The sequence below is a fragment of the Bacillus sp. FSL R7-0672 genome (genome assembly GCF_038601465.1).
GTDB lineage: Bacteria > Bacillota > Bacilli > Bacillales > Bacillaceae > Bacillus > Bacillus pumilus.
This window is the reverse complement of record NZ_CP152010.1, coordinates 1,281,109-1,306,296: the sequence shown is the minus strand read 5'-3', so window position 1 is coordinate 1,306,296 and position 25,188 is coordinate 1,281,109. Positions and strand designations below refer to the sequence as shown.

General features: G+C 42.0%; 30 protein-coding genes, 2 riboswitches and 1 other annotated feature. Of the genes, 8 read left to right on the top strand and 22 right to left on the bottom strand.

All coding sequences use genetic code 11. The features are described from left to right. Positions 1-5: 5 nt before the first annotated feature. The 4 genes from MKY18_RS06395 to MKY18_RS06380 form a co-directional block, all read right to left on the bottom strand. On the bottom strand, positions 6-1,355 hold the full coding sequence (locus MKY18_RS06395; protein ID WP_106067722.1) for an ATP-binding protein: 1,350 nt from the start codon (positions 1,353-1,355) through the stop codon (positions 6-8). Positions 1,356-1,358: 3 nt separating this feature from the next. Continuing rightward, positions 1,359-2,045: a response regulator transcription factor gene (locus MKY18_RS06390; protein WP_106067721.1), complete on the bottom strand. Its 687-nt coding sequence runs from the start codon at positions 2,043-2,045 to the stop codon at positions 1,359-1,361. A gap of 236 nt (positions 2,046-2,281) precedes the next feature. Beyond that, on the bottom strand, positions 2,282-2,485 hold the full coding sequence (locus MKY18_RS06385) for a helix-turn-helix transcriptional regulator (protein ID WP_050945187.1): 204 nt from the start codon (positions 2,483-2,485) through the stop codon (positions 2,282-2,284). Further along, positions 2,486-2,788: a hypothetical protein gene (locus MKY18_RS06380; protein WP_065097134.1), complete on the bottom strand. Its 303-nt coding sequence runs from the start codon at positions 2,786-2,788 to the stop codon at positions 2,486-2,488. 457 nt (positions 2,789-3,245) lie between these two features. Here MKY18_RS06380 and MKY18_RS06375 point away from each other — a divergent pair, with 457 nt between their 5' ends. From MKY18_RS06375 to MKY18_RS06365, 3 genes are all read left to right on the top strand, one after another. Further along, positions 3,246-4,205 carry a S8 family peptidase gene (locus MKY18_RS06375; RefSeq protein ID WP_113767584.1) on the top strand — a complete coding sequence of 320 codons (960 nt, stop codon included), beginning with the start codon at positions 3,246-3,248 and terminating at the stop codon, positions 4,203-4,205. Positions 4,206-4,318: 113 nt separating this feature from the next. Then, positions 4,319-4,510: riboswitch (cobalamin riboswitch) on the top strand. A 153-nt stretch (positions 4,511-4,663) separates the two neighbouring features. Then, positions 4,664-6,952 (top strand): 5-methyltetrahydropteroyltriglutamate--homocysteine S-methyltransferase, encoded by a 2,289-nt coding sequence (gene metE / locus MKY18_RS06370; RefSeq protein WP_106067719.1) that lies wholly within the window; start codon positions 4,664-4,666, stop codon positions 6,950-6,952. Between the two features lie 138 nt (positions 6,953-7,090). Then, entirely contained in the window at positions 7,091-7,561 is a 471-nt protein-coding gene (locus MKY18_RS06365) for a nucleoside deaminase (protein ID WP_003212370.1), read from the top strand. Positions 7,562-7,619: 58 nt separating this feature from the next. On the opposite strand, the gene MKY18_RS06360 is transcribed toward MKY18_RS06365, so the two are convergent. Continuing rightward, complete coding sequence (locus MKY18_RS06360; RefSeq protein WP_065097132.1) at positions 7,620-8,036, bottom strand: organic hydroperoxide resistance protein; 417 nt, start codon at positions 8,034-8,036, stop codon at positions 7,620-7,622. 162 nt (positions 8,037-8,198) lie between these two features. On the opposite strand from MKY18_RS06360, the gene MKY18_RS06355 reads away from it, so the two are divergent. Continuing rightward, positions 8,199-8,645, top strand: a complete 447-nt coding sequence (locus tag MKY18_RS06355; protein ID WP_003212097.1) for a MarR family transcriptional regulator — start codon at positions 8,199-8,201, stop codon at positions 8,643-8,645. A 32-nt stretch (positions 8,646-8,677) separates the two neighbouring features. Here the strand turns inward: MKY18_RS06355 and MKY18_RS06350 are convergent, their stop codons facing one another. From MKY18_RS06350 to purU, 6 genes are all read right to left on the bottom strand, one after another. Beyond that, entirely contained in the window at positions 8,678-9,106 is a 429-nt protein-coding gene (locus MKY18_RS06350; protein ID WP_044138892.1) for an organic hydroperoxide resistance protein, read from the bottom strand. 151 nt (positions 9,107-9,257) lie between these two features. Continuing rightward, positions 9,258-9,395: a phosphatase gene (locus tag MKY18_RS06345; protein WP_065097131.1), complete on the bottom strand. Its 138-nt coding sequence runs from the start codon at positions 9,393-9,395 to the stop codon at positions 9,258-9,260. Further along, entirely contained in the window at positions 9,385-10,521 is a 1,137-nt protein-coding gene (locus tag MKY18_RS06340; RefSeq protein ID WP_065097130.1) for a Rap family tetratricopeptide repeat protein, read from the bottom strand. The genes MKY18_RS06345 and MKY18_RS06340 overlap by 11 nt, the downstream gene beginning before the upstream one ends. A 124-nt stretch (positions 10,522-10,645) precedes the next feature. Further along, on the bottom strand, positions 10,646-11,893 hold the full coding sequence (locus MKY18_RS06335; RefSeq protein ID WP_185106981.1) for a glutamate-5-semialdehyde dehydrogenase: 1,248 nt from the start codon (positions 11,891-11,893) through the stop codon (positions 10,646-10,648). A 12-nt stretch (positions 11,894-11,905) separates the two neighbouring features. Further along, positions 11,906-13,003 (bottom strand): glutamate 5-kinase, encoded by a 1,098-nt coding sequence (proB, locus tag MKY18_RS06330; RefSeq protein ID WP_113767581.1) that lies wholly within the window; start codon positions 13,001-13,003, stop codon positions 11,906-11,908. A gap of 55 nt (positions 13,004-13,058) precedes the next feature. Continuing rightward, positions 13,059-13,276 (bottom strand) — a binding site (T-box leader). 43 nt (positions 13,277-13,319) lie between these two features. Continuing rightward, positions 13,320-14,222 carry a formyltetrahydrofolate deformylase gene (gene purU / locus MKY18_RS06325; protein WP_065097127.1) on the bottom strand — a complete coding sequence of 301 codons (903 nt, stop codon included), beginning with the start codon at positions 14,220-14,222 and terminating at the stop codon, positions 13,320-13,322. Positions 14,223-14,384: 162 nt separating this feature from the next. Here purU and MKY18_RS06320 point away from each other — a divergent pair, with 162 nt between their 5' ends. Next, on the top strand, positions 14,385-14,570 hold the full coding sequence (locus MKY18_RS06320; protein WP_034663011.1) for a hypothetical protein: 186 nt from the start codon (positions 14,385-14,387) through the stop codon (positions 14,568-14,570). Positions 14,571-14,602: 32 nt separating this feature from the next. On the opposite strand, the gene MKY18_RS06315 is transcribed toward MKY18_RS06320, so the two are convergent. Beyond that, the gene (locus tag MKY18_RS06315; RefSeq protein WP_065097126.1) at positions 14,603-14,917 is read right to left on the bottom strand and encodes a multidrug efflux SMR transporter; all 315 of its coding nucleotides are present in this window, start codon (positions 14,915-14,917) and stop codon (positions 14,603-14,605) included. Then, the gene (locus tag MKY18_RS06310) at positions 14,914-15,243 is read right to left on the bottom strand and encodes a multidrug efflux SMR transporter (protein ID WP_065097125.1); all 330 of its coding nucleotides are present in this window, start codon (positions 15,241-15,243) and stop codon (positions 14,914-14,916) included. Before MKY18_RS06310 ends, MKY18_RS06315 begins: the two co-directional genes overlap by 4 nt. Before the next feature lie 66 nt (positions 15,244-15,309). Then, positions 15,310-15,418: riboswitch (guanidine-I (ykkC/yxkD leader) on the bottom strand. Between the two features lie 220 nt (positions 15,419-15,638). Between MKY18_RS06310 and MKY18_RS06305 the strand changes: the two genes are divergently transcribed. Both MKY18_RS06305 and MKY18_RS06300 read left to right on the top strand, forming a co-directional pair. Continuing rightward, on the top strand, positions 15,639-15,773 hold the full coding sequence (locus tag MKY18_RS06305) for a YrzI family small protein (RefSeq protein ID WP_065097124.1): 135 nt from the start codon (positions 15,639-15,641) through the stop codon (positions 15,771-15,773). A gap of 174 nt (positions 15,774-15,947) precedes the next feature. Next, positions 15,948-16,991, top strand: a complete 1,044-nt coding sequence (locus MKY18_RS06300; protein WP_065097123.1) for a trifunctional transcriptional activator/DNA repair protein Ada/methylated-DNA--[protein]-cysteine S-methyltransferase — start codon at positions 15,948-15,950, stop codon at positions 16,989-16,991. Between the two features lie 17 nt (positions 16,992-17,008). Here MKY18_RS06300 and MKY18_RS06295 read toward each other — a convergent pair whose 3' ends face one another. The 5 genes from MKY18_RS06295 to MKY18_RS06275 form a co-directional block, all read right to left on the bottom strand. Continuing rightward, a complete protein-coding gene (locus tag MKY18_RS06295) occupies positions 17,009-17,554 on the bottom strand; it encodes a GNAT family N-acetyltransferase (protein WP_065097122.1) in 546 nt (181 codons plus the stop codon). A gap of 17 nt (positions 17,555-17,571) precedes the next feature. After that, complete coding sequence (locus tag MKY18_RS06290) at positions 17,572-18,060, bottom strand: small multi-drug export protein (protein WP_065097121.1); 489 nt, start codon at positions 18,058-18,060, stop codon at positions 17,572-17,574. 314 nt (positions 18,061-18,374) lie between these two features. After that, positions 18,375-19,127: an NADH dehydrogenase gene (locus MKY18_RS06285; protein ID WP_065097120.1), complete on the bottom strand. Its 753-nt coding sequence runs from the start codon at positions 19,125-19,127 to the stop codon at positions 18,375-18,377. A gap of 4 nt (positions 19,128-19,131) precedes the next feature. Further along, the gene (locus MKY18_RS06280) at positions 19,132-19,458 is read right to left on the bottom strand and encodes a PadR family transcriptional regulator (protein ID WP_065097119.1); all 327 of its coding nucleotides are present in this window, start codon (positions 19,456-19,458) and stop codon (positions 19,132-19,134) included. Between the two features lie 114 nt (positions 19,459-19,572). Further along, on the bottom strand, positions 19,573-20,094 hold the full coding sequence (locus MKY18_RS06275; RefSeq protein ID WP_065097118.1) for an acyl-CoA thioesterase: 522 nt from the start codon (positions 20,092-20,094) through the stop codon (positions 19,573-19,575). Positions 20,095-20,273: 179 nt separating this feature from the next. Here MKY18_RS06275 and MKY18_RS06270 point away from each other — a divergent pair, with 179 nt between their 5' ends. Next, positions 20,274-21,155, top strand: coding sequence for a dimethylarginine dimethylaminohydrolase family protein (locus MKY18_RS06270; protein ID WP_065097117.1), 882 nt, complete (start codon positions 20,274-20,276; stop codon positions 21,153-21,155). 39 nt (positions 21,156-21,194) lie between these two features. Here MKY18_RS06270 and MKY18_RS06265 read toward each other — a convergent pair whose 3' ends face one another. From MKY18_RS06265 to MKY18_RS06250, 4 genes are read right to left on the bottom strand one after another with little or no spacing between them, the layout of a single operon-like run. Further along, entirely contained in the window at positions 21,195-22,163 is a 969-nt protein-coding gene (locus MKY18_RS06265; protein ID WP_065097116.1) for an oligopeptide/dipeptide ABC transporter ATP-binding protein, read from the bottom strand. Beyond that, positions 22,153-23,070, bottom strand: coding sequence for an NlpC/P60 family protein (locus tag MKY18_RS06260; protein ID WP_185106993.1), 918 nt, complete (start codon positions 23,068-23,070; stop codon positions 22,153-22,155). Before MKY18_RS06260 ends, MKY18_RS06265 begins: the two co-directional genes overlap by 11 nt. Beyond that, positions 23,070-24,149 (bottom strand): dipeptide epimerase, encoded by a 1,080-nt coding sequence (locus MKY18_RS06255; protein WP_065097114.1) that lies wholly within the window; start codon positions 24,147-24,149, stop codon positions 23,070-23,072. Before MKY18_RS06255 ends, MKY18_RS06260 begins: the two co-directional genes overlap by 1 nt. Beyond that, positions 24,146-25,087 (bottom strand): LD-carboxypeptidase, encoded by a 942-nt coding sequence (locus MKY18_RS06250; protein WP_185106998.1) that lies wholly within the window; start codon positions 25,085-25,087, stop codon positions 24,146-24,148. Before MKY18_RS06250 ends, MKY18_RS06255 begins: the two co-directional genes overlap by 4 nt. Between the last annotated feature and the right edge of the window lie 101 nt (positions 25,088-25,188).

Sequence of the window (25,188 nt, the reverse complement as noted above, 5' to 3'; positions counted from 1 at the left end):
CCCATTTATTTCGGGAAAAGAATGGTCATGGTTGTCCCTTCGCCGATTCGGCTGTCTACCATCAGCTCAGCTCCATGCTCTTCTGCAATTTGCTTCGCAATTGAAAGACCAAGACCCGTTCCGCCGGTCTCACTGTTTCTTGCTTCATCCACACGGAAAAAGCGGTCAAAGATTTTCGGAAGATTCTCTTCTTTTATGCCAATTCCATGGTCAACGACTGAAATATACGGCTTCTCTCCTCTCCATCCGCAGGTCACATCAACTGGCTCTGTACTATATTTGACCGCATTATCAATCAAGATGGTCAAAAGCTGTTTGATTTTCTCTTCATCCCCCTCAGCGACGAGCGGCTGATCTGTTTGCACATCAGGATCAATGGTTCGATTCGTTGCGACTTCAAGTGTATGGCATATCTGCTTGCATAAATGGCCAAGATCAACTGGCCTCATGTCCAAGTAAAGCGGCTGACCATTTTTCGCAAGTGTTAATAATTGATCTGTCAGCCTTTTCATTTTTTTCGCTTCATCATGAATCGCTTGAGAGGATTCTTCTATAACCTCTGGACGTGTTTGTCCCCAGCGCTTTAGTAAATTGCTGTAGCTCATAATGACGGTAATCGGTGTCTTCAATTCATGAGAGGCATCATGCAAGAATTGCTGCTCTTTCTCATAATGCTTCTCGAGTATTTCTGACATTTCATTAAAGGTTTGTCCCATTTGATACAATTCATCCTTTGAATCCCCTGCTAGTTTGATTCGCTTAAACGCCTTCTCCTTCATACTTGCCTTCATGGTGCTCGTCATTCTACTAATAGGGCGTACGATTTGTTTTGTTAAAATGTGGCCAGCAAAATAGGAAAGCACTATAATTAAAACGCCAGCAGCGATTAAAATCATTCTTAATAACGCCAAATTCTCTTCCGTATTTTCGATTTCTTCATATACTTGAAGCGACACAATCTCTCCATTTGTCCAAATGACCGGAATCGCAGCGAACGCAATCATATGCTTGTTGTATTCTTTTATTTCTGCTGTCTGACCAGTTTCATATGTAAAAGGCAGTGAGCTAAACGTTGATTCCTTTGTGACAGTCAACTTTGACTCACCCTTTTCTGTCACGACACGGATCATACCATTTTGGGGCAGGTACGCTTTCAGCAGCTCCGAGGATGGAAGACCCTCTTCTTCTGATTTTTTTAAGGCAATGGCAATATTTTCAGCGACCTCAGACAGCCGGGACATATCTTTTTGCGTTAAGGTCATCGAAAAAATAAAATAAATGGCTGTATGAAATAGCAGCACCATTAAAAACAAGGACAACGATGTATAAAGCTGAATTTTATTTTTTAATCTCATTCTTTATCCTTTCATCACATAACCCACACCTCTCACTGTGTGAATCAGCTGTTTTTCGAATGGGTAATCGACTTTTTTCCTTAAATAACGAATATAGACATCCACTACGTTTGTGTCACCGAAGTAATCAAAGCCCCAAACGGCTGTTAAAAGCTGATCTCTTGTAAGCACTTGCTGCTGATGCTTCAGCAAGTGGACAAGCAGGTCAAATTCTCTCGGTGTGAGCTCAAGCATTTGCCCGGCCCTTTGTATGTCTCTTGTTTTCTCGTTGACGGTCAAATCTGCTATGCTAAGCTCTGTTTCCTTTTCTTCTTGCGCATGAATATTCAACCTTAGCTGCGCACGAATTCGCGCTAATAATTCTTCTATGTCAAAAGGCTTTGTAATATAATCATTCGCCCCAAGATCGAGGCCGCTTACTTTATCAGGCACACTCCCTCTTGCTGTTATCAAAATAATAGGTGTCGCTGTATTTGTCTTTCGAACCCTTCTCAGCACTTCAAGACCGCTCAATTCTGGAAGCATGACGTCAAGCAGCACCAAATCGAAGCTTTCCTCTTCAAGAGCCTTGAGTCCATCCATTCCTGTCTCTTTGACTGTCACCTCATATCCTTCATATTCAAGCTCTAGTGACAGCACCCTTGCAATTTTCTTTTCATCTTCGACTACGAGTATCTTCCCTTTGTTCATCTCTATCTCTCCTATCTGAAAGGCAAGCTTGTCTTTCCATTATTATATGTTGCCTTTCCCATTTGGAACAGTCACAAACTTCACGTCTTTTTTTACTTAAAAAAGGAACACATATTTAATAAAGCTGTATTCATTTTCATCAATTTTTAAACATAGTCATTCAATCTCACGAAATACAGAGAAATCAAATTGAATAGATGCTCAACAAAAAAAGCCTCTTTCTTGAGGCTTTTTATTTATTTCGTTTTAGGATTATTGTCAAAAAGCTCGTCTACTGTGGTATCCAGAACAGTTGCAATGTCAAAGGCTAATTGTAAAGTAGGATCATATTTATCATTTTCAATGGCATTTATGGTTTGTCTTGAGACCTTACAACGTTTAGCCAGTTCTTCTTGGGATAATTTAAAAGATTTTCTGAGTTCTCTAATATGATTTTGCATTTAATCACCATATTTTTTTCTGTAAATGATTAATGAAAACAAATATATGATTGAGATCAGAGTCAAAAACATGATAGGGGAAACTCCAAAACCTTTATAAGAATTTTTTTCTTGAATCATTAAAAATATGGCCTGTGCGACTTCTAATACCAGTATACCGATTACCACCATAAAAGCATAGGATTGAGCTTTCGAGTAGATAAATTTCTTTCTCTCATCACCTTTTTGAATCATTGGTGCAATAAAGATGAACAGTCCGATCAGTAATAATATAACTGAATACAAAATTTTTACAACATCCATTTATTCGTCCCCTCTCCATCAAAATGTAAAAAACTCTTTACATTTAAAATCATAGCATCATTCCGATAAATGTCAAATACTTTTTACATTTTATTTTATATAACGTTATCATAAAAAAACAATCATTCGCCCCTCGCTTGTGCTCTTCCTTCCCTTCTATTTATCATCTCCTGATTTCATTGTTATGTAGTTTGCCTCTTTTAGTCCTTTTCACCCATTTTCATCTATACAGGTGCAAGCTCACTATGCAGCATTTCCTTCTTTTTCATATGATATCAAGAGTTTTCCTCAAAAGTTGAGTTCTTTCGTCAAGAAGTGAGGAGAACTGCACTTTTGATAATAGATTGATTATTTGAAAAATTATTACAATTGACCCTTTCCGATCAAAAGTTTCTTTTATACAATAACATTACGCAGCCTGAATCTACTTTGAAAACAAAATAAGGAGGGCTTTCTTATGAAAGGTGAAATTCGCTTAATTCCGTATGAAGTAAAAGCCAATGTGATGGAAGCGAAAGAGACGCCGGAAAGTATTCAGGAGATTAAAGCACCCGAACTTTGGTCAAGTGGCTTCAAAGGAAAAGGCATAACCATTGCTGTCCTTGATACAGGCTGTGACACAGAGCATCCCGACTTAAAAGATCAGATTATCGGAGGCAAGAACTTTACCGATGATGACAATGGAGATGCTGAAAATGTAAAAGACTACAACGGGCATGGTACCCATGTAGCAGGAACGATTGCAGCAACAGATCAAAATGGCGGAATTCTAGGGGTTGCCCCTGAAGCCAAGCTGCTGATCGTGAAAGTTCTTGGCGGTGAAAATGGCAGCGGGAAATACGAATGGATCATTAATGGCATCAACTATGCCGCTGAGCAGAAGGTGGATATTATCTCTATGTCTCTCGGTGGTCCAAGCAATGAGTCCGCCTTGCAGGAAGCCATTCAAAATGCTGTGAAAAGCGGTGTACTTGTTGTGTGCGCAGCAGGAAATGAAGGGGACGGGGACGAACGTACAGAAGAATTCTCCTACCCTGCAGCATACAATGAAGTCATTGCCGTCGGCTCTGTCTCCCTTGCAAGAGAATCCTCTGAATTCTCCAACGCCAATAAAGAAATCGACCTCGTCGCTCCAGGAGAAGACATTTTATCCACTCTTCCTAACCATAAATATGGCAGACTCACAGGCACCTCAATGGCTGCCCCTCACGTGAGCGGTGCACTAGCCATTATTAAAAATGCCGAAGAAGAAGCGTTCCAGCGCAAGCTGACAGAGCCTGAGGTCTATGCTCAGCTTGTCAGAAGAACCCTTCCACTGAAGCAATCTAAAGCCCTCGTCGGAAATGGATTTTTATATTTAACTGCGCCTGATGTCCTTTTAGAAAAAACATTGGAAGCAGATCTTTTATCTCTATAGCTTGAATAGAGGTCCTGATAATAGATAGAATTTTCTCAGGATTTTTTTAATTAAAATTATTCAAAATTCACTTTGACGAAATGAAATGGACGTTATATAATCGAACACAATAAATTCATAGTTTGAGAGTCGGTAATTCGATCATACGTCGAATTTTAATTGGGAAGACCGGTGAAAATCCGGCGCGGTCCCGCCACTGTGAGTGAGGAGAGCTTTTCTTATGAATCCACTGTCATAAGGACGGGAAGGATGAAAAGCTTGCAGATTCACCAGCCAGGATACCAGCCGCTCTATCACATCAAACCCCCTACGGTTGATAGGAGATGTCGGAAAAAAGCGTCAGTTCTGCTCACGCCTTATTTCGCACACACATTTTGTCTTTTTAAACCAGACATTTGCCCTCATCAATCTTCACCATGAGTGTAAATGTCTTTTTATATTTAGAGGAGGAATTGGAATTGACAATTGTTAAAACAAGTAATCTAGGTTTCCCGCGAATTGGTTTAAACAGAGAATGGAAAAAAGCACTTGAGTCTTATTGGAAAGGTCAAACTGACCGTGAAACCCTCTTAAGCACACTGGATGAACAATTTTTAACTGCCATTAAAACGCAAATTGATCAACAAATTGATGTTGTTCCTTCTGGAGATTTTACCTTCTACGATCACGTGCTCGATACTGCTGTCATGTTCAATTGGATTCCAGAGCGCTTCCGCAGCTTAAAAGACCCGCTAGATACATACTTCGCGATGGCAAGAGGAACAAAAGATGCTGTCTCAAGTGAAATGACAAAATGGTTTAATACAAACTATCACTACATCGTTCCAGAATACGAAAAAACCACCGAATTCAAACTCACACATAACAAACCGCTTGAAGCTTACGAAAAGGTGAAAAAGGCGTTTGGTGTTGAAACAAAACCTGTCGTACTTGGTCTTTATACATTTGTCTCACTTTCTAAAGGCTATGAACCAAATGAAGTAAAAGAGATTCAGCAGCGTCTCGTCCCGCTTTATACTCAAGTTTTAAAAGAACTTGAAGAAGCCGGCGTCAAATGGGTACAAATTGATGAGCCAGCACTTGTCACAGCTTCATATGAAGACGTGAAATCCGTCAAAGAAATCTATCAAACGATCAAAGAAGCCGTACCTGCCTTAAATATTCTTCTTCAAACATACTTTGATTCAGTAGATGCCTATGAAGAGCTTGTCACATATCCTGTTGAAGCCATCGGTCTTGATTTTGTCCACGATCAAGGACGCAATCTTGATCAAGTGAAAAAGCATGGCTTCCCGAAAGATAAAATTTTATCAGCAGGCGTCATTGATGGAAGAAATATTTGGAGATCAGATCTTGGCGAAAGATTGTCATTCGTTTCTGAGGTCATTGCTGACGCTCAGCCGAAGGAAGTATGGCTGCAGCCATCAAGCAGTTTGCTGCATGTACCAGTTGCAAAACACCCAAGCGAACAGCTTGAAGAAAAACTATTAAACGGACTGTCTTATGCTACTGAAAAGCTGGCTGAATTAACAACATTAAAAGAAGGCTTAACAAAAGGCGCCGCAGCGATTGAAGCAGACATCAATGAAGCCAAGCAAGCACTTCTTACTTTAAAAGAATTTGCAAAAGGAACCAATGCGGATTTGACAGCAGAACGCAACAATCTTTCATCGAAAGACTTTAAACGTCCAGTTGCCTTTGAAGAGCGCCTTCGTATCCAAAACGAATCTCTTGAACTGCCGCTCTTGCCAACAACAACCATTGGCAGCTTCCCGCAGTCTGCTGAAGTGCGAAGTGCTCGTCAAAAATGGCGTAAAAATGAATGGACAGATGCAGAATATGATGAATTTATTAAGAAAGAAACAAAAAGATGGATTGATATTCAGGAGGAAATCGGTCTGGACGTTCTCGTACATGGAGAATTCGAGCGTACAGACATGGTTGAATACTTTGGTGAAAAGCTAGCCGGATTTGCCTTTACGAAATTTGCTTGGGTACAATCCTACGGCTCACGCTGCGTGAAGCCGCCAATCATTTATGGAGATGTCGAGTTTACAGCGCCAATGACCGTGAAAGAGACAGTTTACGCACAAAGCTTAACGGAGAAAAAGGTCAAAGGAATGCTGACAGGTCCTGTCACCATCTTAAACTGGTCTTTCCCAAGAACAGATATCTCCCGAAAAGACATTGCCTTCCAAATCGCTTTCGCATTACGTAAAGAGGTAGAAGCGTTAGAAGAAGCAGGGATTCAAGTCATTCAAGTGGATGAACCTGCACTAAGAGAAGGTCTTCCGCTCAAAGAAAGTGATTGGGCAGACTATTTAAACTGGGCAGCAGAGTCATTCCGTCTATCAACATCATCTGTTCAAAATGAAACGCAAATTCATACACATATGTGCTACAGTAACTTCGAGGATATTGTCGATACGATTGAAGACCTTGATGCCGACGTGATCACTATTGAACATTCACGCAGTCATGGTGGATTCCTCGATTACCTAGAGAAGCACCCGTATTTGAAAGGACTTGGACTTGGTGTATATGACATCCATAGCCCGCGCGTTCCATCTATCGAAGAAATGAGTCAAATCATTGATGATGCACTGAACGTATGCCCGGCAGATCGCTTCTGGGTGAATCCTGACTGTGGTCTAAAAACGAGACAAGAGCCTGAAACCATTGCTGCTTTGAAAAACATGGTGACGGCAGCTGAAGTCGCTCGTAAAAAGCTGGCGCAGCATGCATAATTGATACCCTCTCCCCTGCTATCATGGCGGGGGATTTTTATGCGTAAATTGTCCTGCTTGACCATCTACTAGGAGGTTTCCTTTTCTAGCATGATTCGTTTATACTAGAGAAGTCAGTCGAACAAAGGGAGGAAGACAATGAATCACGAAGATTTTTTACAACGCGCAATTGATCTTGCAGTAGAAGGAGTCAATAGTGGTACTGGCGGCCCTTTTGGAGCAGTCATTGTCAAGGATGGACAGATTATTGCCGAGGGAAGCAACAATGTGACAACAACAAATGATCCAACCGCACATGCTGAAGTCACAGCCATTCGAAAGGCGTGCCAGACGCTGAATACATACCAATTAGAAGATTGTATTTTATATACAAGCTGTGAGCCTTGTCCGATGTGCCTTGGTGCTATTTACTGGGCTAGACCAAAAGCGGTCTATTTTGCTGCTGGACATCAGGATGCAGCAGTTTCTGGTTTTGATGACTCGTTTATTTATGAAGAAATCAATAAAGATTACGAATCAAGAAATATTCCATTTTATCAGCTGACACTTCAAAAAACCCTTGCACCATTTGAAGCATGGGAAACCTACGAACAAAAGAAAGAATATTAAAAAAGACACCTGCTCATCAGCAGGTGTTTCTTTTTTTCAGCGTAATAGAGAACCTTTTTTATTCAGCCACTTCAAGCTCTACTTCGATGTTTCCTCTTGTTGCTTTTGAATATGGACAGAATTCATGCGCAGCCTCGACAAGCTCTTTCGCCTTGTCATGGTCAAGGCCTTTTGCAGATACAATCAGCTTGACACCAAGCTTAAATCCGCCATCACTTTCATCTTTTAAAAGACTGACATGTCCCTCGACTTCTGATTCAATGTTGACCCCTTGCTTTTTCGCTACTTGTTCAAGTGCCCCTCCGAAACATGCTGCATAGCCCGCTGCAAATAATTGCTCTGGATTCGTACCAGTTTCTCCGTCTTTCTTTGCATTAGGCATGACAATGTTATGATCGAGCACACCATCTTCTGAACGAATATGTCCAGCTCTTCCGTGTTGTGCCTTTACTTTTGCTGTGAATAATGGTTTCATCTTCATCTCCTCCTTTATCTATTTATTCCTTTCACGTTCTATCCAATTCTCAAACATTTATCGCACATTAAAGAATTTTTTCGTTTTTGGGCTGTATTTATTTTAAAAAAGAAGAAAATCTTATACAATGATAAGTATGACAAAAAATAGTTGGTGACTGACATGACAAATGAATTCGAGCATATGAAGCTGGAAAATCAGCTTTGTTTCTTGTTATATGCAAGTTCAAGAGAGATGACGAAGCAGTATAAACCGTTATTAGAAGAGTTAGACATTACGTATCCGCAATATTTGGCACTGCTTTTATTGTGGGAGCATGGGACATTAAATGTGAAAACGATGGGAGAGCTTTTATATTTAGACTCCGGTACACTCACACCAATGCTGAAACGGATGGAGCAAAACGGACTCATCATCCGCGAGCGCTCGAAAGAGGATGAACGTTCTGTGCAAATTCGTTTAACGGAATATGGTGAGCAACTAAAAGAGAAGGCTACTGCAATTCCATTTCAGATGCTGTCTGGGACAGGCAGATCGGAAGAAGAGTTAAAAACGCTGCGCGCCTCTTTGCATGAGCTTTTGCAAAAATTAACACAATCAAAAGGCTGAGGGAATATTCCCTCAGCCTTTTATGATATCAATTATTGTGCGACAGCTACTAATTCTACTTCAATATTTCCTTGAGTTGCTTTTGAATATGGGCATACGCCGTGTGCTTTATGAACAAGCTCATCTAATGCTGATTGCTCGATTCCAGTTCCTTTTACTTCTAGCTTAACGCCTAGTTTGAAGCCGCCATCTGAACTGTCTTTTACTAAGCTCACATGTGCTGTTACTTCACTTTCAAAACGGATACGCTCTTGTCTTGCGACCATTTGAAGGGCTGAATCAAAACATGCAGAGTAGCCTGCTGCAAATAATTGCTCTGGATTTGTTGCTTTTTCAATTTTTTTCGCTCTTGGTGTTCCAGGCATTGCTACATCATGCTCAAGCACACCATCAGTTGAAACAACCTTTCCTTCTCTTCCTCCTACAGCTGATACCGTTGCAGTAAATAAAACTTCTGACATATATATAACCCTCTTTCTCTCCAATAATATTTTCTACAATTTAATTGTACACAATTAAAATTCAAGAGTCAACGAATACACACTCTTTTTTTAAGATTTCCTTTCTCCTCTATTTTATGTACACAGTAAAAAAAGCCCTTAATAAGGGCTTTTAGAGGATGTCATGCTGCGCATTTGGTTGTTGTAGCGTATGGTTTCTGTTATCCGGGTCGGCATTTGGTGCTGCTGCCAGCCATAATGCCAGGATGGTGATGCTTGTACAGACGACTGCCCATTTTTTAAAATTCATATAAACAATCCCCTCTCTGAATATAGATTCGAGCATGTTCCGCTTCCCCGTAGAACATGGAAGATTTTTCATAATCTTCCATTTCATTATAATGCTTTGCGGTGTCTAATGCCAGCTCCTCTATATCTGGATATGCATAGGAAGACTCTAAAAAATGAAAAATTCGTTTAATATGCTCCGCATCTTGCTTTAAATACAATGCTTCTAAAAATATCGTCTTTTGAATATGAATATCATCCTGAAGTGCTTCTGCTCGCTTCATACATTCTTCTCTGTAGTGTAAGGCTTCTTCGTGTTTACCTTGTTTGTATAATATCTGAGCGGCTGTATAAAGAGGGTCTATGGATCGACGAAGGTGATCGGATTGATTTTGGTCAAATAACGAGATGGATTCTTTCATTAGTTCCAGTGCGCGGTCAAGATCTCCCATTCGGTAATAACTGTTGCCCATATTAAACAAAGAGGAAGCAATAAAACGCACATTTTGAAAGTCTCTTGATCTCGCAAGCGCTCTCTCGAGATGTGGTAATGCCTTTTCATGTCTTCTCATATCATCATAATTACCTGCCACAATAAATTCGCACTGGATCGTGCGAAGCGCATATAGCTCATGCTGAATATAGACATCTAGCGCCAGTTTGGCATGATGCATCGAGATATGTGTTTGTTTCATGTGATAATATATTTCTGACATTTTAAAATGAAATTCCGCACGTTCAATATCATCTGACACAAAAGAAAGCTTGTGCTCTGCCTTTTGATAAGACGAGATGGCAGCAATATACTGCCTACGGCCAAATTCATACATGCCTCTGAAAAAATGATAGTAGTATTCAAGCATGCCTGTGACATGTGTTTGATGCTCATCTATTTCTTTCGAAAGCTCGGAAAAGTTGGCGCGAAGCTTTCCTTCCTTTAATGGCTTTAAATAATCGAGCATGACCTCATGTCTGAATTCCATTAAAGAAAAATAGAGAAGCAAATTCTGATCTTCTTCCATTGAATCAAGAGAGGTGCGAATTTCCTGCTTTAGTTGTTCTGCTTGTTCTGAATCAAATCTGCGGATTAATTCATACCACTTGTTGATTTTCACTCCAATATCCGAAGAGGGAATGATTTTCGCCATACGTTGCCTTCTCCAATCTTCTCAAAATATAAAACATTACCATATTTTATCATACTTGACCGAAGAAATACAAAAATGAAAGGAAAAAGAGAGCCTATTGTCACGAGACTCTCTTTTGAATTCGTTATTCTCTTATTTGTCCTTGACCGCGAATGACAAACTTTTCAGAGGTTAAGGCAGGCAGACCCATAGGTCCTCTTGCATGCAGTTTTTGTGTGCTAATCCCTATTTCTGCTCCGTAGCCAAATTCAAAGCCATCTGTGAACCGAGTAGAGGCATTATGATAGACAGCGGCAGCGTCAACAGCTGTTAAGAAAAGTGACGCACTTTGATCATTTTCCGTAATGATCGCTTCAGAGTGCTTGGAGCTATACGTTTGTATATGCTGAATCGCTTCTTCTATGCTCTCTACGATTTTAATACTGACAATCGGGGCTAAAAACTCTGTTTCATAGTCCTCTGTGGTCGCTAATGAAGCACTTGGCGCAAGGGCACATACAGCTTTATCGCCCCGTATCTCTACCCCATTTGCATGAAGGGCTTCAAATAACGAAGCGCCATATGTTTTTGCCCATGTTTCATGAATGACAATGCTCTCGATCGCGTTGCAAACAGATGGCCTTTGGGTTTTAGCATTCAGCACAATCTGCTCAGCCATTTCGTTTTTCGCTGTTTCATCAATGTAGATATGACAGTTCCCTGCACCTGTCTCAAGCACTGGCACGGTAGACTCTCTCACGACAAGATCAATTAAATTTTTCCCGCCGCGCGGAATAAGGACATCCAGATATTCATTTAAAGTGAACAGCGTTTTCGCCGTTTCACGGCCTGTATCTTCAATCAATTGCACACTGTCTACTGGAATATCCGTTGTGTGAAGGGCTTCATGGATCACCTTCACAATCGCTTTATTACTATGAATGGCAGAGGAGCTCCCGCGAAGAATAACAGCATTCCCAGTTTTCAAACAAAGGGTGGCAGCATCTACAGTCACGTTTGGTCTTGCTTCATAAATCATTCCAACCGTTCCAAGAGGCACACGTACCTTTTCGATGTACAGACCGTTTTCTTTTTGAATGGTTTCTAATGTTTCACCAATTGGGTCTTTTAGGTGAATGAGTTGAAAGGTCGCGTCTGCGATGGCTTCAATTCTCTCTTCTGTGAGTGTAATCCGGTCAATAACAGAAGGCGTGAACTGCTTTTCCTCTGCAGCCTGCATATCCTTTTTATTCTCCTCGAGTAAATAAGCGGAAGATGCTTTAATTGCAGTTGCGATGGCATGTAAAGCTGCATTTTTTTGCTCCGTCGTTTTTAGCAGCATCTGATCTTTGGCTACACTTGCTTTTATTGCTTTTTCAAGAACTTCATTCATCGTATTCCCTCCTCAGTTTTGTACATGCTGTACCCAGTGATCTCTGTGTATGACTTCAGGCTTCTCATTTGAAAGCTCATCACTTCGCATCCCTTTAATACCGAGAAGCTCATCGGATGCATACAAGGTTTGTCCTTTACCTACTAGTCCGTTCGGCCCTACGACTTCAACGACCTCTCCTTTAGAAAAGTCCCCAGCGACATCAATGACGCCAGCTGGAAGAAGACTTCTGCCATGATGCAAAATCGCCGCTTCCGCTCCTGCATCTATCATAATTTTTCCAGAAACGGGTGAATGGAATTGAATCCATTGACGGCGGTTGTTAACAGCTGATAAGTCCTGTTCTCCGATATACGTTCCGTCTCCTTGACCCGCTAGAATATGAAGCAGCTTATCTTCACCAGTACCTGTGCCAATGAAGACTTTCACGCCTAGTGAAAGTGCCGTTTGTGCAGCAGACAGCTTTGATTTCATCCCGCCTGTTCCCACTTTTGAGCCTGTGCTCTTCGCATATGAAAACAATTCTTCTGAAATGTGTGTTAGAACATCAAAACGCTTCGCCTCAGGATGCTCATTTGGATTTGCATTATAAATCCCATTAATGTCTGTTAAGATGATCAATTGGTCTGCATGAATTAAACCGCTGACAAGAGCTGACAGCATGTCATTATCCCCAAAGGTAAGCTCCTCAATGGAGACAGAATCATTTTCATTAATGATCGGTAAAATTTTTCTTTCTAGCAGCTCCATCATCGTTGCGTAAGCATTTCGATATCTAGTTCGATCTGAAAAGTCATTACGGGTTAAAAGCATTTGCGCAGGTGTCATGTGAAACTGTGAAAATAGTTCTGTATATTTCTGCATTAACAATCCCTGACCAACGGCTGCTGCTGCCTGTTTTCCCTTTAAGGTCACAGGTCTTGATGGATACCCTAAGCTGCCAAACCCTGCTGCCACGGCTCCTGATGAAATTAAAATAATTTCATGCCCAGCCTCTTTCAGCTTTGCTATCGCTTTCACATGATCCTGCATTTTTTGTTCATCAATGGCTCCTTTTTGCTCTGTTAATGAACTGCTGCCAATTTTGATGACGATCCTTTGCTTTTTCATTATTGATTCCCTCCGCTATACCTTTAGGCACAAAAAAATCCCTTTTTCTCCTTATGTAAAGGACGAAAAGGGATTTTCCGTGGTACCACCTTCATTGAATAAGCATACATCTACTTATTCCACTCAACTCCTGTAACGCCAGGCACGCGCTTAGATTTTTCCTCTAAGGCTCAAAGGGTAGGTTCAGCAGCTGTCTGCGGCAAATGTTTCAGCATGTCATTTGCTCTCTTTACGCATCAGTTCCTGCTTACTATTCCTTTTCAACGCTCGTTAATTTTTTTATATTATCACCAATTGCTAAGGAAAAGTCAAGCGGTCAATTAAATACAATCGTTTTATTCTCATGCACAATAATTCGATCTTCTAGATGCCATTTGACGGCACGTGCAAGCACACTCCGCTCAATTGTTCGGCCAATATTTTTTAAAGCTTCCGCATCATCCCGGTGATCTACACGCTCAATATCCTGTTCAATGATCGGTCCTTCGTCTAAATCATTGGTCACATAATGAGAAGTTGCGCCAATTAATTTGACTCCTCGCTCATATGCCCGCTTATATGGATTTGCACCGATAAACGCTGGCAGGAAGGAATGATGAATATTAATGATTTTGTTCGGGTGCTGTTCTATAAATCCAGGCGTTAAAATTTGCATGTATCTAGCAAGCACAATGGCATCAATATCATACTCTTCTAATATTGCGAGCTGCTGTTTTTCCGCTTCTTTGCGAATGTCTTTGTTCGCCTTTACAAAATGGAACGGGATTCCAAGCGCTTCTACTGTATCTTTTGCCGTTTCATGATTGCTGATCACGACCGCAATTTCAGCCATCAAATTGCCGCTTTGCCATTCCCATAGCAGCTCATGTAAACAATGAAGCTCTTTTGACACAAAGATTGCCAGCTTTTTCAGCTCACTTGCACGCGACATGCTCCACGTCATTTGAAAAGATGCTGCAATTGGCTCAAACTGCTGCTTCAGCTGATCCATATTTGCCAAGATGTCTTTCCAATCAAATTCAATTCTTAAAAAGAACCGGCCGCTTTCATGATCTGTTGTGTATTGGCTGGATTCAATGATATTTGCTCCGTGCTCAAATAAAAAGGAAGAGACAGCGGAGACAATTCCAGGCTGATCCGGGCAGCTGACAAGCAATCTTCCTTTTTGCTCATGCTTTTGTCTGTGTAATTCAAGTTTCTCTGTTATCAAAGTTCTCATGTATCATGACCTCATTTACGTTTTCATTCTAATGAAATATTATACTGGACTGGAAAGAGAAAAAGCAATGTAGAGCCCTATTTTTTATTGAATATTCATTCAATTCTGCACCTGGCGTGATATAATGTGAATAGACCTTTTATCATAAAAGGAGTGGTGGAGATGAAAAGTATGACTTTGTTTGGAAAAGTGAGCTTTTGGCTCGGCATCGTTTGTCTGATCACAGGTATTTCCCTTTTTATAGCCGGTGAAAGACTCATTCCTTTTCTCACATTTGGTGTGTGTTTTCTGCTTGTGAGCCAGCTTTACCGCAAAAATGAAAACGATTCCAATCATCATTCGATGTAACAAAAGGCTGGCATCTATCTGCCAGCCTTTTCTTATTCAATGATTTTCAATCCTACTGCCGCAGATAAAATCAGCGCGATGAAGAAAATACGTTTTGCATCTTTCGACTCTCCGTAAAACAGCATACCGACGGTGGCGCCTCCAGCAGCTCCGATTCCTGTCCAAATGGCGTACGCCGTTCCCATCGGAATCGTGTTCATCGCAAGAGACAGCATCAGAAAGGACATCGAAAAGCCAGCCGCAATGAATAAAATCCATTTGACATGCTTGTCTTTTTGGAATTGGTTCATCATGGTCACACAAAACATTTCTAAGATGCCTGCTCCAATAAGTAAAAGCCAGCTCATGATTCAGCCTCTCCCTTCTTTTCACCTGTTGTCAGCTTCAGTCCTAATACACCGCACAAAAGCATGACAATCAAAAGCAGTTTAACAAGCTGAACCGGCTCACCAAGCACCATGCCTATGACGACGGTACCTGCTGTCCCAAGCCCGGTAAAAACGGCATAAAGTGTGCCAACTGGCAGTACACTTGTTGCTTTCATGAGTAAATAAAAGCTCACGATAATACAAACGATGGTTGCGCCCCATTCTATGAGCGAGTGGGCATATTTCAGCCCCATCACCCAGCCGACTTCAAAGATGGCCGCAATAAAGACATTTCCCCATTTCATCTGATCTTCTCCTTTCTGAACGATTCCAACCAACAAAAAAAGCCTGGAAATCGATCGTTTGATCAACTCTCCCGGGCTTTTATCCCTCCGTGTCCATATGGCCTCTTCTAAAGACCCTATGTGTTTTCTCTCGGTCCAGACTGCACCAGCGCACGGAACCCTAGAAAACCAATTCATGATAAACAGATCTGACTTAGAGCAGATTCTGTATTAAAAATCTTATCACACCCCGATATGCCGGTCTACCAGTTTGCTCTCCCTCTTCAAATATACTTGTTCATTTTTCGAAAGAAATGATTTGGGACCGGCGTATACTAAGTGTTAGAAACAGATCAACTGATAAAGAGTATCTGCGGGATATTTGCGTGCTGCTAACCGAAGGGAAATGAACGTATATGACAATCCATTTATTTTTTATTACATTGACGATCAAGCGTAAATACAAGGACATGGAGACCGTTCTTTACGAACAAGAAGTTGAAACATTTTATGAAGAAATGAAACAGAAACAACTAAAGTATATGAGCTAAAACAGAAAAAATATGGAAGAAGGACCAAGTTAGACACGCTCAGACGTTAAAGGAACGATCATATCGCTGGTATAATGAACTCAGATTGATGTGATGAACGTTCAACTTTAGGATGCTGCATTTACAGATCATCCGTTGTATCGGCCCAAATAATGAAACCAAGAGGTGAATCGTATGATGATAACCGACGAACAGAAACATGAATTTTATCAAGCACTGGTTGACAAGAATCCGCAATATGACGGCACATTCTTCGCCGGCATTAAGACGACCGGTATCTTCTGCCATGCCACATGTACCGCTAGAAAACCAAAATATGAGAACTGTGAGTTTTTCTTTACAGCAGAGGAAGCACTGCTAGCAGGATATCGTCCGTGCAAGCGCTGCACTCCATTAACCTATCCAAACAGCATTCCAGAAGAAGTCAAAACACTCGTTTCAGCAGTTGAAACACATCCTGAAAAACGCTGGAAAGAAGAGGACTTTCGTCAATTAGGGATTCACTCTGCAACGGCTCGGCGAAAATTCAAAGAAATCTACGGCATGACCTTTGTTCAATATGCGAGATCACGCCGAATGGGGCTTGCCTTTAAAGAAATTATGAATGGAAAAAAAGTGATTGATCAGCAGGTCGCCTTGGGCTATGATTCTTCGAGTGCCTTCAATGATGCCTTTACGAAAATCATGGGAACCCCCCCTAAAAAGGCACAGACTAAGATTCTCCATGCCAATTTTATTTCCACACCGATCGGACGGATGATCAGCGTGACAGATGCCGCGCATGTGTATTTACTGGAATTTATGGACAGGCGGGGACTAGAAAAGGAAATTGAGAACATGAGAAAAAAGCATCATGCGCGTATTTTAGTTGGGGAAACAAACGTCCATCAGCAATTGGTAAAGGAATTGACCTTATATTTCGAGAAAAAACTGACGCAGTTTACCGTACCGCTTTCCATGCATGGCACCCCTTTTCAAATGAAGGTGTGGGACCTACTTACACGCATTCCTTCAGGCGAAACAAGTTCTTACCGAGATCTTGCTGTGATGCTGGGCGATCCGCATTTGGTCCGAGCGGTAGGGAATGCAAATGGTGCCAATCAATTGGCGATCATCATTCCATGCCACCGCGTCATTCAAACAAGTGGTGAGCTTGGCGGCTACGGCGGAGGGGTTGAACGTAAGAAATATTTACTTCAGCTAGAACAGCGGATATAAAATAAAAACGGCTCTGCTTATTTTGTAAGCGAGCCGTTTTCTTCGTTGCGGGTGATGCTGTATACATCAATGATTTGGTCCCATTTTGAAATGGTTTTTTCTTTTTTCATGCCCATTTTTAAAGCGACCTTTACCGATGCTTCATTGTCTGGGCGGATTAAGCTCACCATTCGTCTGACCTTCATTTCTTGAAAACCATAGGTGAGACAGCCTTTTGCGGCTTCAGCAGCATAGCCATTTCCCCACGCTGCTTTTTTTAGCATGTAGCCGATTTCAAGTTCTGTTTGTCCTTCAATGTTTTGCAGAACAATCCCGCTTTGTCCAAGTGGTTCATTCGTTTCTTTGTCTTCAATGATCCAGAGAGAAGTATGATACATACGGTCATTCTTTTGATTCCATGCAATCCACTCTTTCGTCTGCTGCTCATCCTTCAAAGAAGGATAATACTTCATTACTTCTTCATCTTGGAACAACATGTCATATAAAAATGGCGCATCATGTTCATTCATCGTTCTCAGTCTAAGGCGCTCTGTTTCAAGCACTATGCGTGTTTGAAGTTTCATTTATGGTCTCCCCTCACTTACCGATTAAAAATATCACCGAACAATCCATTTGAATCTGGGGCAAAGTAATGGATTCCCGCACCGGTTAAACTAGCTGCCAACGCCGTCCACATCATTAAACTGACTGTCATCCACACTGCGACTTGCTTTCTTTTCGTTCCGAAGCTCATGCACATAAATGCCGCTAGATGACTGCCGATGATAAAAGGACCAATGAGCGCTAATCCCGGGAGACCATATCGTTCCCAAATTTTTCTGGCTCGTAGTTGCTTTTTTTCTCCTTTTCCATCACTTTTGTCCTCTTTTCTCCTCAACCGCCATGCTTTGAAGCGGTCTACGAAAACAATGAGGAGCAAGACTGTGAGAAAGTTGCCGATGAATCCGATTACAGCCGTTGTCACAGGATGCAGTCCACCTAAGATGGCCAGTGGAACAACACCAACCACTTCAAAAAAAGGCAAAGCAGCCAATACAAAAACAAGTACATATCCCCATAAGATATCCAAACGCAGAACCCCTTTTCATTTTTGTCCTCTTCCCATTGTAATGAAAAATACGCTACCATTTCTACATTTTTTTAGAAAAAGAAAAGCACATCGGATAGGATGTGCTCTCAGATTGTTGACAAAGGGCTAAAATGATCTTTATTTTAGGCCTTTGTCTTCTTTTCAGCGTGATTGATAACCTTTGAAGTCTAGGGAGGACGAGCACCAAAGCAGAGCGAATTTGACATTCGTGAGCACCAGCGCGCAGAACTGACAACGAATGCGAGGGTTTGTCTACACGCTGAAAGCACATCGGATGGGATGTGCTCTGTTTTTTACTTCGTGTTTTCATTTTTCTTGTTCGTCCGGCGTAAGACCATGAGCATAAGCCCTATTACGATCACAACCGATAGTAGACTTTGCATGAGAAGCACGCTTGGTGATGTCCAGCCAATCCATTCGAATATGAGCTGCGGTCCGAAGAAGATGATCGGAATCAATGAAATGAGATTCGCCTTCATGATCGCATTAAAGACAATGATACATAACAGCATAAGTAGGATGACGCCCCATCTTTGACCTGAAGTCAGCACAAGTAATGGTGTGCCGAGCTTTTGATCCAATAGTTTGATTGTGACCATTGAAGTCAGTTGAAAGATTCCTAAGATCCAAAAATAAAGAAATGCCCGGCCGCTTGTCTGAAAGGCAGACGCTCTAAACATCACAATGATCATGATAACATTGGCAACTAAAACGAGCGGATATCCTATTAACGCATACCAAGAATAGGATAAGCTTTGACTGATCGCATCTGATAAAATCATATAGAAGAGTGATCCAATTAAGAAGGCACTGACGAAGGGAACCCAGTCTTTATGGTTTCCTGACAGCTCTTTTGCGAGTTCATCAGCATAGCCCCTCGGATCTCCGCCAAACACAGCCTCCCCTGTTTTGCCATCTTTTTCAGCCTCAACGGCATGTGTCGTTAGCTCATCCATCAGTTCATCAATTTCGTCCTCATTTTTTCCCATTGATATGAGATAAAATTTCAGCTCTAGTAAGATGTGTCTTGTTTCTTTTGATACCATAATCTCACTTCCCTTTTTGTAGTAAACAGTTCACATTTTTTGAAAGCTCACTCCAGCGAGTAATAAACTCTGTGAGCGCTTGTTCTCCAGCTTGTGTGAGCGTATAGTATTTCCTTTTCGGCCCGCTTGCTGATGCTTTTGTGACAGTGGTCACGAGCTGTTCCTTTTGCATACGCAGCAGGATCGGATAGATACTTCCTTCACTAATTTGATCAAACCCATAATAAGCGAGCTTCTTCGTCATTTCATATCCATAAATCTCACCCTCTGAAATAATCGACAGCAGGCAGCCTTCTAAAATTCCTTTTAGCATTTGTGTGGATGTTGTCATCTTTGTTCCTCCGATTTCAGTATCTTGTATCACAAGATAGCATCATCTTACCACACACTATCTTGCCATGCAAGATACCGTCATAGAAAAAAATCACCGCTTAAAGGGTGATTTTTACGCCCATGGTTTATCTGTCCCAAGTGCGTCAGCCAGTGCCTTACTATGCTTTCGGCGGCTTTTTCTTTCTTCAGCTCGCTGTTTTGCGGTTTGATGCAACATGATTTCTTCCTCTGTTTCCGGCATCACCTGCGGGACTCGTTTAGGTTTTCCGTTTTCATCTAACGAGACAAATGTCAGAAATGAAGTGGCTGCAAGTCTGCGCTCTCCAGACATCAAGTTTTCTTTGATGACCTTGACGAACACTTCCATAGAAGACGTACCCACCCATGTGACATAGGACTCTAAACATACCGACTCCTTTTGTCCAATCGGCTCTAAAAAATCAACTGAATCCATTGATGCCGTGACCGTTTCACATCGGCTGTGCCTTGCTGCCGAGATGGAGGCAATGTCATCTATATAACTCATTAATTTCCCGCCAAATAAGGTTTGGTGATTATTCGTATCGAGAGGAAATACCCTGCTGGTTTTGACAACTTTCGATTCCTTGCAGTATTTGAAATTTTCTTCACTCATCATCATAGCTCCTTCTTGCTGTTTTCGTGAATGCGGAACGACTTTTATTAAACACTATTCTTTTAGGTTTGTCTAAACTTTTTGCTTTAGTCTCTTGTGAGAGATTTTCTTTCGGAAATGTTTCAACTATGACTAGAACGAGGAATAATAGAACTATGAACAAACAAGGAGGCCATTTGATGGATTCTATAAGAGCAGAGCAAATACACAAAATGCCGCAATGCATGAGTGAATATGATGATTTACAAGAAGTCCTTTTATGCAGTCCCATCTATATGGAAATCAAACAGATCATCAACGAAACCCAAAAACATTTTGCAAGAGAAAATATTTCTCAAATGAAAGCCATTGCTCAGCATAAGCAATTGATCCAAACCCTAAAAGACCATCAAGTACGCCCCATTATGCTTCCTGCAAATGACCGCTTTCCTGAGCAAGTCTTTACTCGGGATATTGGGTTTACGATTGGACATACACTCTTTGTTTCAAGCATGGCCGCTCCGGTTCGGCAAGGAGAAGAACAATTGTTAAAAGAGTGGGCACAGGGAAATGGCTTGAAAACTGTTACCCTGACAAACGGAACGATTGAAGGCGGCGATGTACTTGTGGATCAAAAACGCGTATTTGTCGGAACGAGCAAAAGAACAAACCCAGCCGCTATTCATGAGCTTAAAAAAGAACTGCCGGATCATGACATCATTCCCATTCATCTTCCTCCTCACATTTTGCATCTCGATTGTGTGATGAATATTCTCTCTCATGATGAAATATTGATTTATCCAGAAGCGTTCAAAAATGAGGATCTTCACCTGCTCAAAATGCATTATCATCTAATTGAAATAAGCGAACAAGAGCAATTCACACTCGGCCCAAACGTTTTATCCATTGGACAGAAAAAAGTGATCAGTTTGCCCATCAATCAAGAAACAAATGCTGCATTAACCGCTCACGGCTACACTGTCATTGAAGTGGATTTTTCAGAAATCATTAAATCTGGCGGCTCTTTTAGATGCTGCACATTGCCGATTCGGCGTTCGTTCACTAAAAAAGCCAGCGTGTAGAACAGCTTGTCTACTTGCTGGCTTTTTATCTGCCTATTTTTATGTCCGATCGTATAAATGACAGGCGACATCATGCCCTTCTTCTACTGCTTGTAATATTGGCTTTTTTTCAGCACACACATCCATCGCTGCAGGACACCTTGTTCGAAATACACAGCCGCTTGGCGGGTTCACTGGACTTGGAATTTCTCCTTTTAAAATGAACCTTTTGCGCTTGTCCTCCACGTCAGGATCTGGAATGGGGATCGCAGACAGCAATGCTTGTGTATAGGGGTGCAGCGGTGTTTGATATAACGTATCACTGCTGGTCAATTCGACGAGATGACCTAAATACATGACACCGATTCGGTCGCTAATATATTTGACCATCGACAAGTCATGCGCAATAAAGAGAAATGTCAGCCCTTCCTCCTTTTGCAGTTTCTTCAGCAAATTCACGACCTGCGCTTGAACAGAGACATCTAGTGCAGAAATTGGTTCATCTGCCACAATAAATTTCGGCGCTAAGGCGAGTGCTCTTGCAATACCGATTCTCTGCCTCTGTCCTCCGCTGAATTCATGAGGATAGCGCGTGGCAAAGTCATAGCTAAGTCCAACAGCTTCCAGTAGTTCTTTCACCCGGGCAACCCTTTTCTTTTGACTCCCATAAAGGTTATGAATCTCCATTGGCTCCAGCATAATATCTTTTACAGACAGCCGCGGATTTAAGGAGGAATACGGATCTTGAAACACCATTTGAATTTGCCGATTAAAATCAAATGATTCTTTTTGAGAAAGGTGATGAAGGCTTTTCCCTTCATATAAGGCTTCCCCATCTGTCGGTTCATAAAGACGCATAAGCACTTTTCCAAGTGTGGATTTCCCGCAGCCGGACTCGCCAACAAGGCCAAATGTTTCGCCTTGTTTCAGCTGAAAGGAGACACCGTCTAGCGCTTTTAGCGTTCTTCCTTTCGATAGATGAAAATGTTTTTTGAGATTGTTTACTTGTAAAAGTGGTTCAACTGCCATGACCTTTGCTCCTCTCGCTTGGCAAATACCGTCTTGCACCTGCCCATTCTTTTTCATATGAAGTGCCAGCAAGGGAAAGAAGTTCAATTTCTCTGCCGGTTTTAGGCGAATGAAGCATCATACCGTCACCTGCGTAGATCCCAACATGGCGGACTGCTCCCTTTCCGTTGTCATTGGCGAAAAACAATAAGTCGCCTTGTTCTAAATGGCTTGATGCGACCGGTGTTCCTTGCACTGCTTGGTCACTTGCGTCCCTCGGCAAAAGATATCCGCACGCTTTATACATGCTGTAAGCAAAGCCCGAACAGTCATAGCCAAAGCTGCTCATGCCGCCCCATAAATACGAAAGACCAATAAATTGTTTTCCCTTGTCTACAACATCTTTGCCGGCCATAGAAAAAATGGATGAAACTGGCTGCACATCTGCTTTATTGATTTCTCTCGTCCCTGCTGGTGTGACAACACGAAAGCAATCACTCGTTTCTTCTACAGCTGCGAGCTCTGTTAAAAAACTAATTTCCATGTCCGCTTGCCCGTTTCGATAGAGCATGGCTTTTTTCTGACAAACGATATGAGATATAGTTGGTGCACTTCCTTCTGTCACTTGCTTTAGTTGGTTCGCAGGTATATAGCCAGGATAGCCTTGTGGGTGTTTCCGGCTGGCCTGCTGCGGAATAACGACTTTCATCCAGCCGTCTGTTTCTTCTAAGCCAATGACTCGTTCACCGAGCAGTACTTGCGACTGGATCAGATTTTCTTCACATAAAGCCAGTTTTTCTTCATATGTTTGCTTGTCAATCCACTCTTTGATTTTGAAGGAGCCATGAAGAACCTTTTGATCGATTTCTCTCGGTGACTGCGGCGCTGTCCATACGTTCGCAACTGCAACCTTTGATTCAAATATCATCATGAGACTCCTTTCACTCCTTGAATGCCTAACCCATGATGCGGCGGGAAAAAGATATCTTTTCCTTTGTACACGATTCCTCCGTCCACCATGTCCTCTTTTAGCATGAGCGGGGCATCAAAATCATAGCGGGTGATATTTGGCTGGCTGGCGGCGAGATGAGCGGCTGCTGTAATGCCAAGTTTTGACTCAATCATGCTGCCAACCATGCACTTTACGCCGTATGCTTCTGCCAAAGCATTGATTTTTAAGGCTTCTTTTATGCCGCCTGATTTCATTAATTTTAAATTGATTAAATCACAGCTTCTCGTTTCAAGCACCTTGATCGCATCATGAAAACTGAAAATGCTTTCGTCTGCCATAATCAGTGTATTTGTTGCCTGCGTCACACGGCGCAGACCTTCGATATCTTCTTTTGGCACTGGTTGCTCGACTAGTTCGATATTCAGTGATTCCATTTTCCGAATGGCTACAACCGCTTCCTTCCACGTCCAGCCCTGGTTCGCATCGAGCCTAATCTGAATATCCGGCCCGATCTTTTCTCGAATTCGCTTGATACGCTGAATATCCGTGTCTATATCATCTTTTCCTACCTTGATCTTTAATGTCTGAAAGCCTTCTGCTGCGTATTGCTTCGCATCTTCCGCCATCTCAAGCGGACGGTTTACACTGACCGTATAATCGGTTTCAAGCTGACTGCGATATCCGCCAAGGTATTGATAAAGCGGAAGCCCTGCCTGCTTCGCTAAACCATCATAAATGGCCATGTCAACCGCTGCCTTTGCGCTTGTGTTGCAAGCGAGCACCCGGTTCATATGAGAAAAAATTTGTTCATATTCTGACAAGGAAGCTCCAAGCAAAATCGGTCTGATCACTTCGCAGATGGCATAGTCGATGCTTTCCAGCGTTTCACCTGTAATCACCGTTGTCGGGACTGCTTCTCCGTAGCTGACGTCACCTTGATCATATGTGATGATAACGATCAGAGATACTGCGTCATACACCGTTCGTAAAGCGGTTTTGAAAGGCTTTTTTAGCGGTACACTCATTCTGCATGTACGAACATCGACGATTTTCATTTGATCGCCTCTTTCGCTGCAACGCCTGGAGAAATATGCAGTTTTTTTCCTGTCGCATCTAATGCAGCCTGCGTGCCCATTGGAATGGCAAAGTTCGGCGAAGAATGACCGATTCGGAAGCCCCCAAGTGTAGGTTTCTTTTGCGGGACAATATAGGTGTCCCATACTTGATTCAATGTGAGAGACTGATCTTTCTTTTTTGGCTCACATTGATGAAAATCTCCAATGATGAATCCAGCCGCATCATCCAATTTTCCAGCAGATTTGAGGTGCTGCATCATTCGATCGATTTTATAGGGCTCTTCGTCAATATCTTCAATGAACAATAGCTTTCCCTTCGTATCGATTTCAAAAGGCGTACCAAGTGTTGTCACGATGAGGGCAAGATTTCCTCCTACAATCTCACCTGAAGCGGTGCCCGGATAGAAAGTATGAAGGGGTGACAAGTGGTGCGCATACGTAAAAGCTTTCGGTGCGAACAGCTGTAAAAAGGTATCTTTCGTATAAGGATGGACCTCCTCAAGTCCCACATCAGAGGAAAGCATTGGCCCATGAAACGTCACAAGACCCGTCTGCTGCTGGATGGCCGTATGTAAAAACGTAATATCACTATAGCCCCAAAAGATTTTTGGATTCCGGCGAATGAGGTCATAGTCAATGGCTTCCGCAAGTCTGCCAGTCCCGTATCCTCCGCAAGCACAAATAACCGCCTTCACTTCTGGATCTTGAAACATACGATGGAGATCATCCACTCTTTCATGATCATGACCTGCTAAACACCCATAACGGCGGCCCAAATACTTCCCTTTTTTCACCTTTAGCCCGAGGCTTTCTAAAAAGGCAATCCCTTTTGCTAATTTCAGCTCATCAGGCGGGCTTGCTGGTGCAATAATCCCCACCGTATCCCCTGTTTGAAGTGCCACTGGCAGCTGGCTCATGCCATATCCCCTCTTTCTCTTTATTTCTTTCAATCTATGGGTTTCTGCTTCATAACATGAACGAATATAAAGGAACAGACGCTTTTATCTAAAAGCGTCTT

Excerpts from the sequence above, each read along its gene's own strand:
- MKY18_RS06395 (WP_106067722.1), bottom strand. The coding sequence starts at position 1,355 with ATGAGATTAAAAAATAAAATTCAGCTTTATACATCGTTGTCCTTGTTT.
- MKY18_RS06390 (WP_106067721.1), bottom strand. The coding sequence starts at position 2,045 with ATGAACAAAGGGAAGATACTCGTAGTCGAAGATGAAAAGAAAATTGCA.
- MKY18_RS06385 (WP_050945187.1), bottom strand. The coding sequence starts at position 2,485 with ATGCAAAATCATATTAGAGAACTCAGAAAATCTTTTAAATTATCCCAA.
- MKY18_RS06380 (WP_065097134.1), bottom strand. The coding sequence starts at position 2,788 with ATGGATGTTGTAAAAATTTTGTATTCAGTTATATTATTACTGATCGGA.
- MKY18_RS06375 (WP_113767584.1), top strand. The coding sequence starts at position 3,246 with ATGAAAGGTGAAATTCGCTTAATTCCGTATGAAGTAAAAGCCAATGTG.
- MKY18_RS06365 (WP_003212370.1), top strand. The coding sequence starts at position 7,091 with ATGAATCACGAAGATTTTTTACAACGCGCAATTGATCTTGCAGTAGAA.
- MKY18_RS06360 (WP_065097132.1), bottom strand. The coding sequence starts at position 8,036 with ATGAAACCATTATTCACAGCAAAAGTAAAGGCACAACACGGAAGAGCT.
- MKY18_RS06355 (WP_003212097.1), top strand. The coding sequence starts at position 8,199 with ATGACAAATGAATTCGAGCATATGAAGCTGGAAAATCAGCTTTGTTTC.
- MKY18_RS06350 (WP_044138892.1), bottom strand. The coding sequence starts at position 9,106 with ATGTCAGAAGTTTTATTTACTGCAACGGTATCAGCTGTAGGAGGAAGA.
- MKY18_RS06345 (WP_065097131.1), bottom strand. The coding sequence starts at position 9,395 with ATGAATTTTAAAAAATGGGCAGTCGTCTGTACAAGCATCACCATCCTG.
- MKY18_RS06340 (WP_065097130.1), bottom strand. The coding sequence starts at position 10,521 with ATGGCGAAAATCATTCCCTCTTCGGATATTGGAGTGAAAATCAACAAG.
- MKY18_RS06335 (WP_185106981.1), bottom strand. The coding sequence starts at position 11,893 with ATGAATGAAGTTCTTGAAAAAGCAATAAAAGCAAGTGTAGCCAAAGAT.
- proB (WP_113767581.1), bottom strand. The coding sequence starts at position 13,003 with ATGAAAAAGCAAAGGATCGTCATCAAAATTGGCAGCAGTTCATTAACA.
- purU (WP_065097127.1), bottom strand. The coding sequence starts at position 14,222 with ATGAGAACTTTGATAACAGAGAAACTTGAATTACACAGACAAAAGCAT.
- MKY18_RS06320 (WP_034663011.1), top strand. The coding sequence starts at position 14,385 with ATGAAAAGTATGACTTTGTTTGGAAAAGTGAGCTTTTGGCTCGGCATC.
- MKY18_RS06315 (WP_065097126.1), bottom strand. The coding sequence starts at position 14,917 with ATGAGCTGGCTTTTACTTATTGGAGCAGGCATCTTAGAAATGTTTTGT.
- MKY18_RS06310 (WP_065097125.1), bottom strand. The coding sequence starts at position 15,243 with ATGAAATGGGGAAATGTCTTTATTGCGGCCATCTTTGAAGTCGGCTGG.
- MKY18_RS06305 (WP_065097124.1), top strand. The coding sequence starts at position 15,639 with ATGACAATCCATTTATTTTTTATTACATTGACGATCAAGCGTAAATAC.
- MKY18_RS06300 (WP_065097123.1), top strand. The coding sequence starts at position 15,948 with ATGATGATAACCGACGAACAGAAACATGAATTTTATCAAGCACTGGTT.
- MKY18_RS06295 (WP_065097122.1), bottom strand. The coding sequence starts at position 17,554 with ATGAAACTTCAAACACGCATAGTGCTTGAAACAGAGCGCCTTAGACTG.
- MKY18_RS06285 (WP_065097120.1), bottom strand. The coding sequence starts at position 19,127 with ATGGTATCAAAAGAAACAAGACACATCTTACTAGAGCTGAAATTTTAT.
- MKY18_RS06280 (WP_065097119.1), bottom strand. The coding sequence starts at position 19,458 with ATGACAACATCCACACAAATGCTAAAAGGAATTTTAGAAGGCTGCCTG.
- MKY18_RS06275 (WP_065097118.1), bottom strand. The coding sequence starts at position 20,094 with ATGAGTGAAGAAAATTTCAAATACTGCAAGGAATCGAAAGTTGTCAAA.
- MKY18_RS06270 (WP_065097117.1), top strand. The coding sequence starts at position 20,274 with ATGGATTCTATAAGAGCAGAGCAAATACACAAAATGCCGCAATGCATG.
- MKY18_RS06265 (WP_065097116.1), bottom strand. The coding sequence starts at position 22,163 with ATGGCAGTTGAACCACTTTTACAAGTAAACAATCTCAAAAAACATTTT.
- MKY18_RS06260 (WP_185106993.1), bottom strand. The coding sequence starts at position 23,070 with ATGATATTTGAATCAAAGGTTGCAGTTGCGAACGTATGGACAGCGCCG.
- MKY18_RS06255 (WP_065097114.1), bottom strand. The coding sequence starts at position 24,149 with ATGAAAATCGTCGATGTTCGTACATGCAGAATGAGTGTACCGCTAAAA.
- MKY18_RS06250 (WP_185106998.1), bottom strand. The coding sequence starts at position 25,087 with ATGAGCCAGCTGCCAGTGGCACTTCAAACAGGGGATACGGTGGGGATT.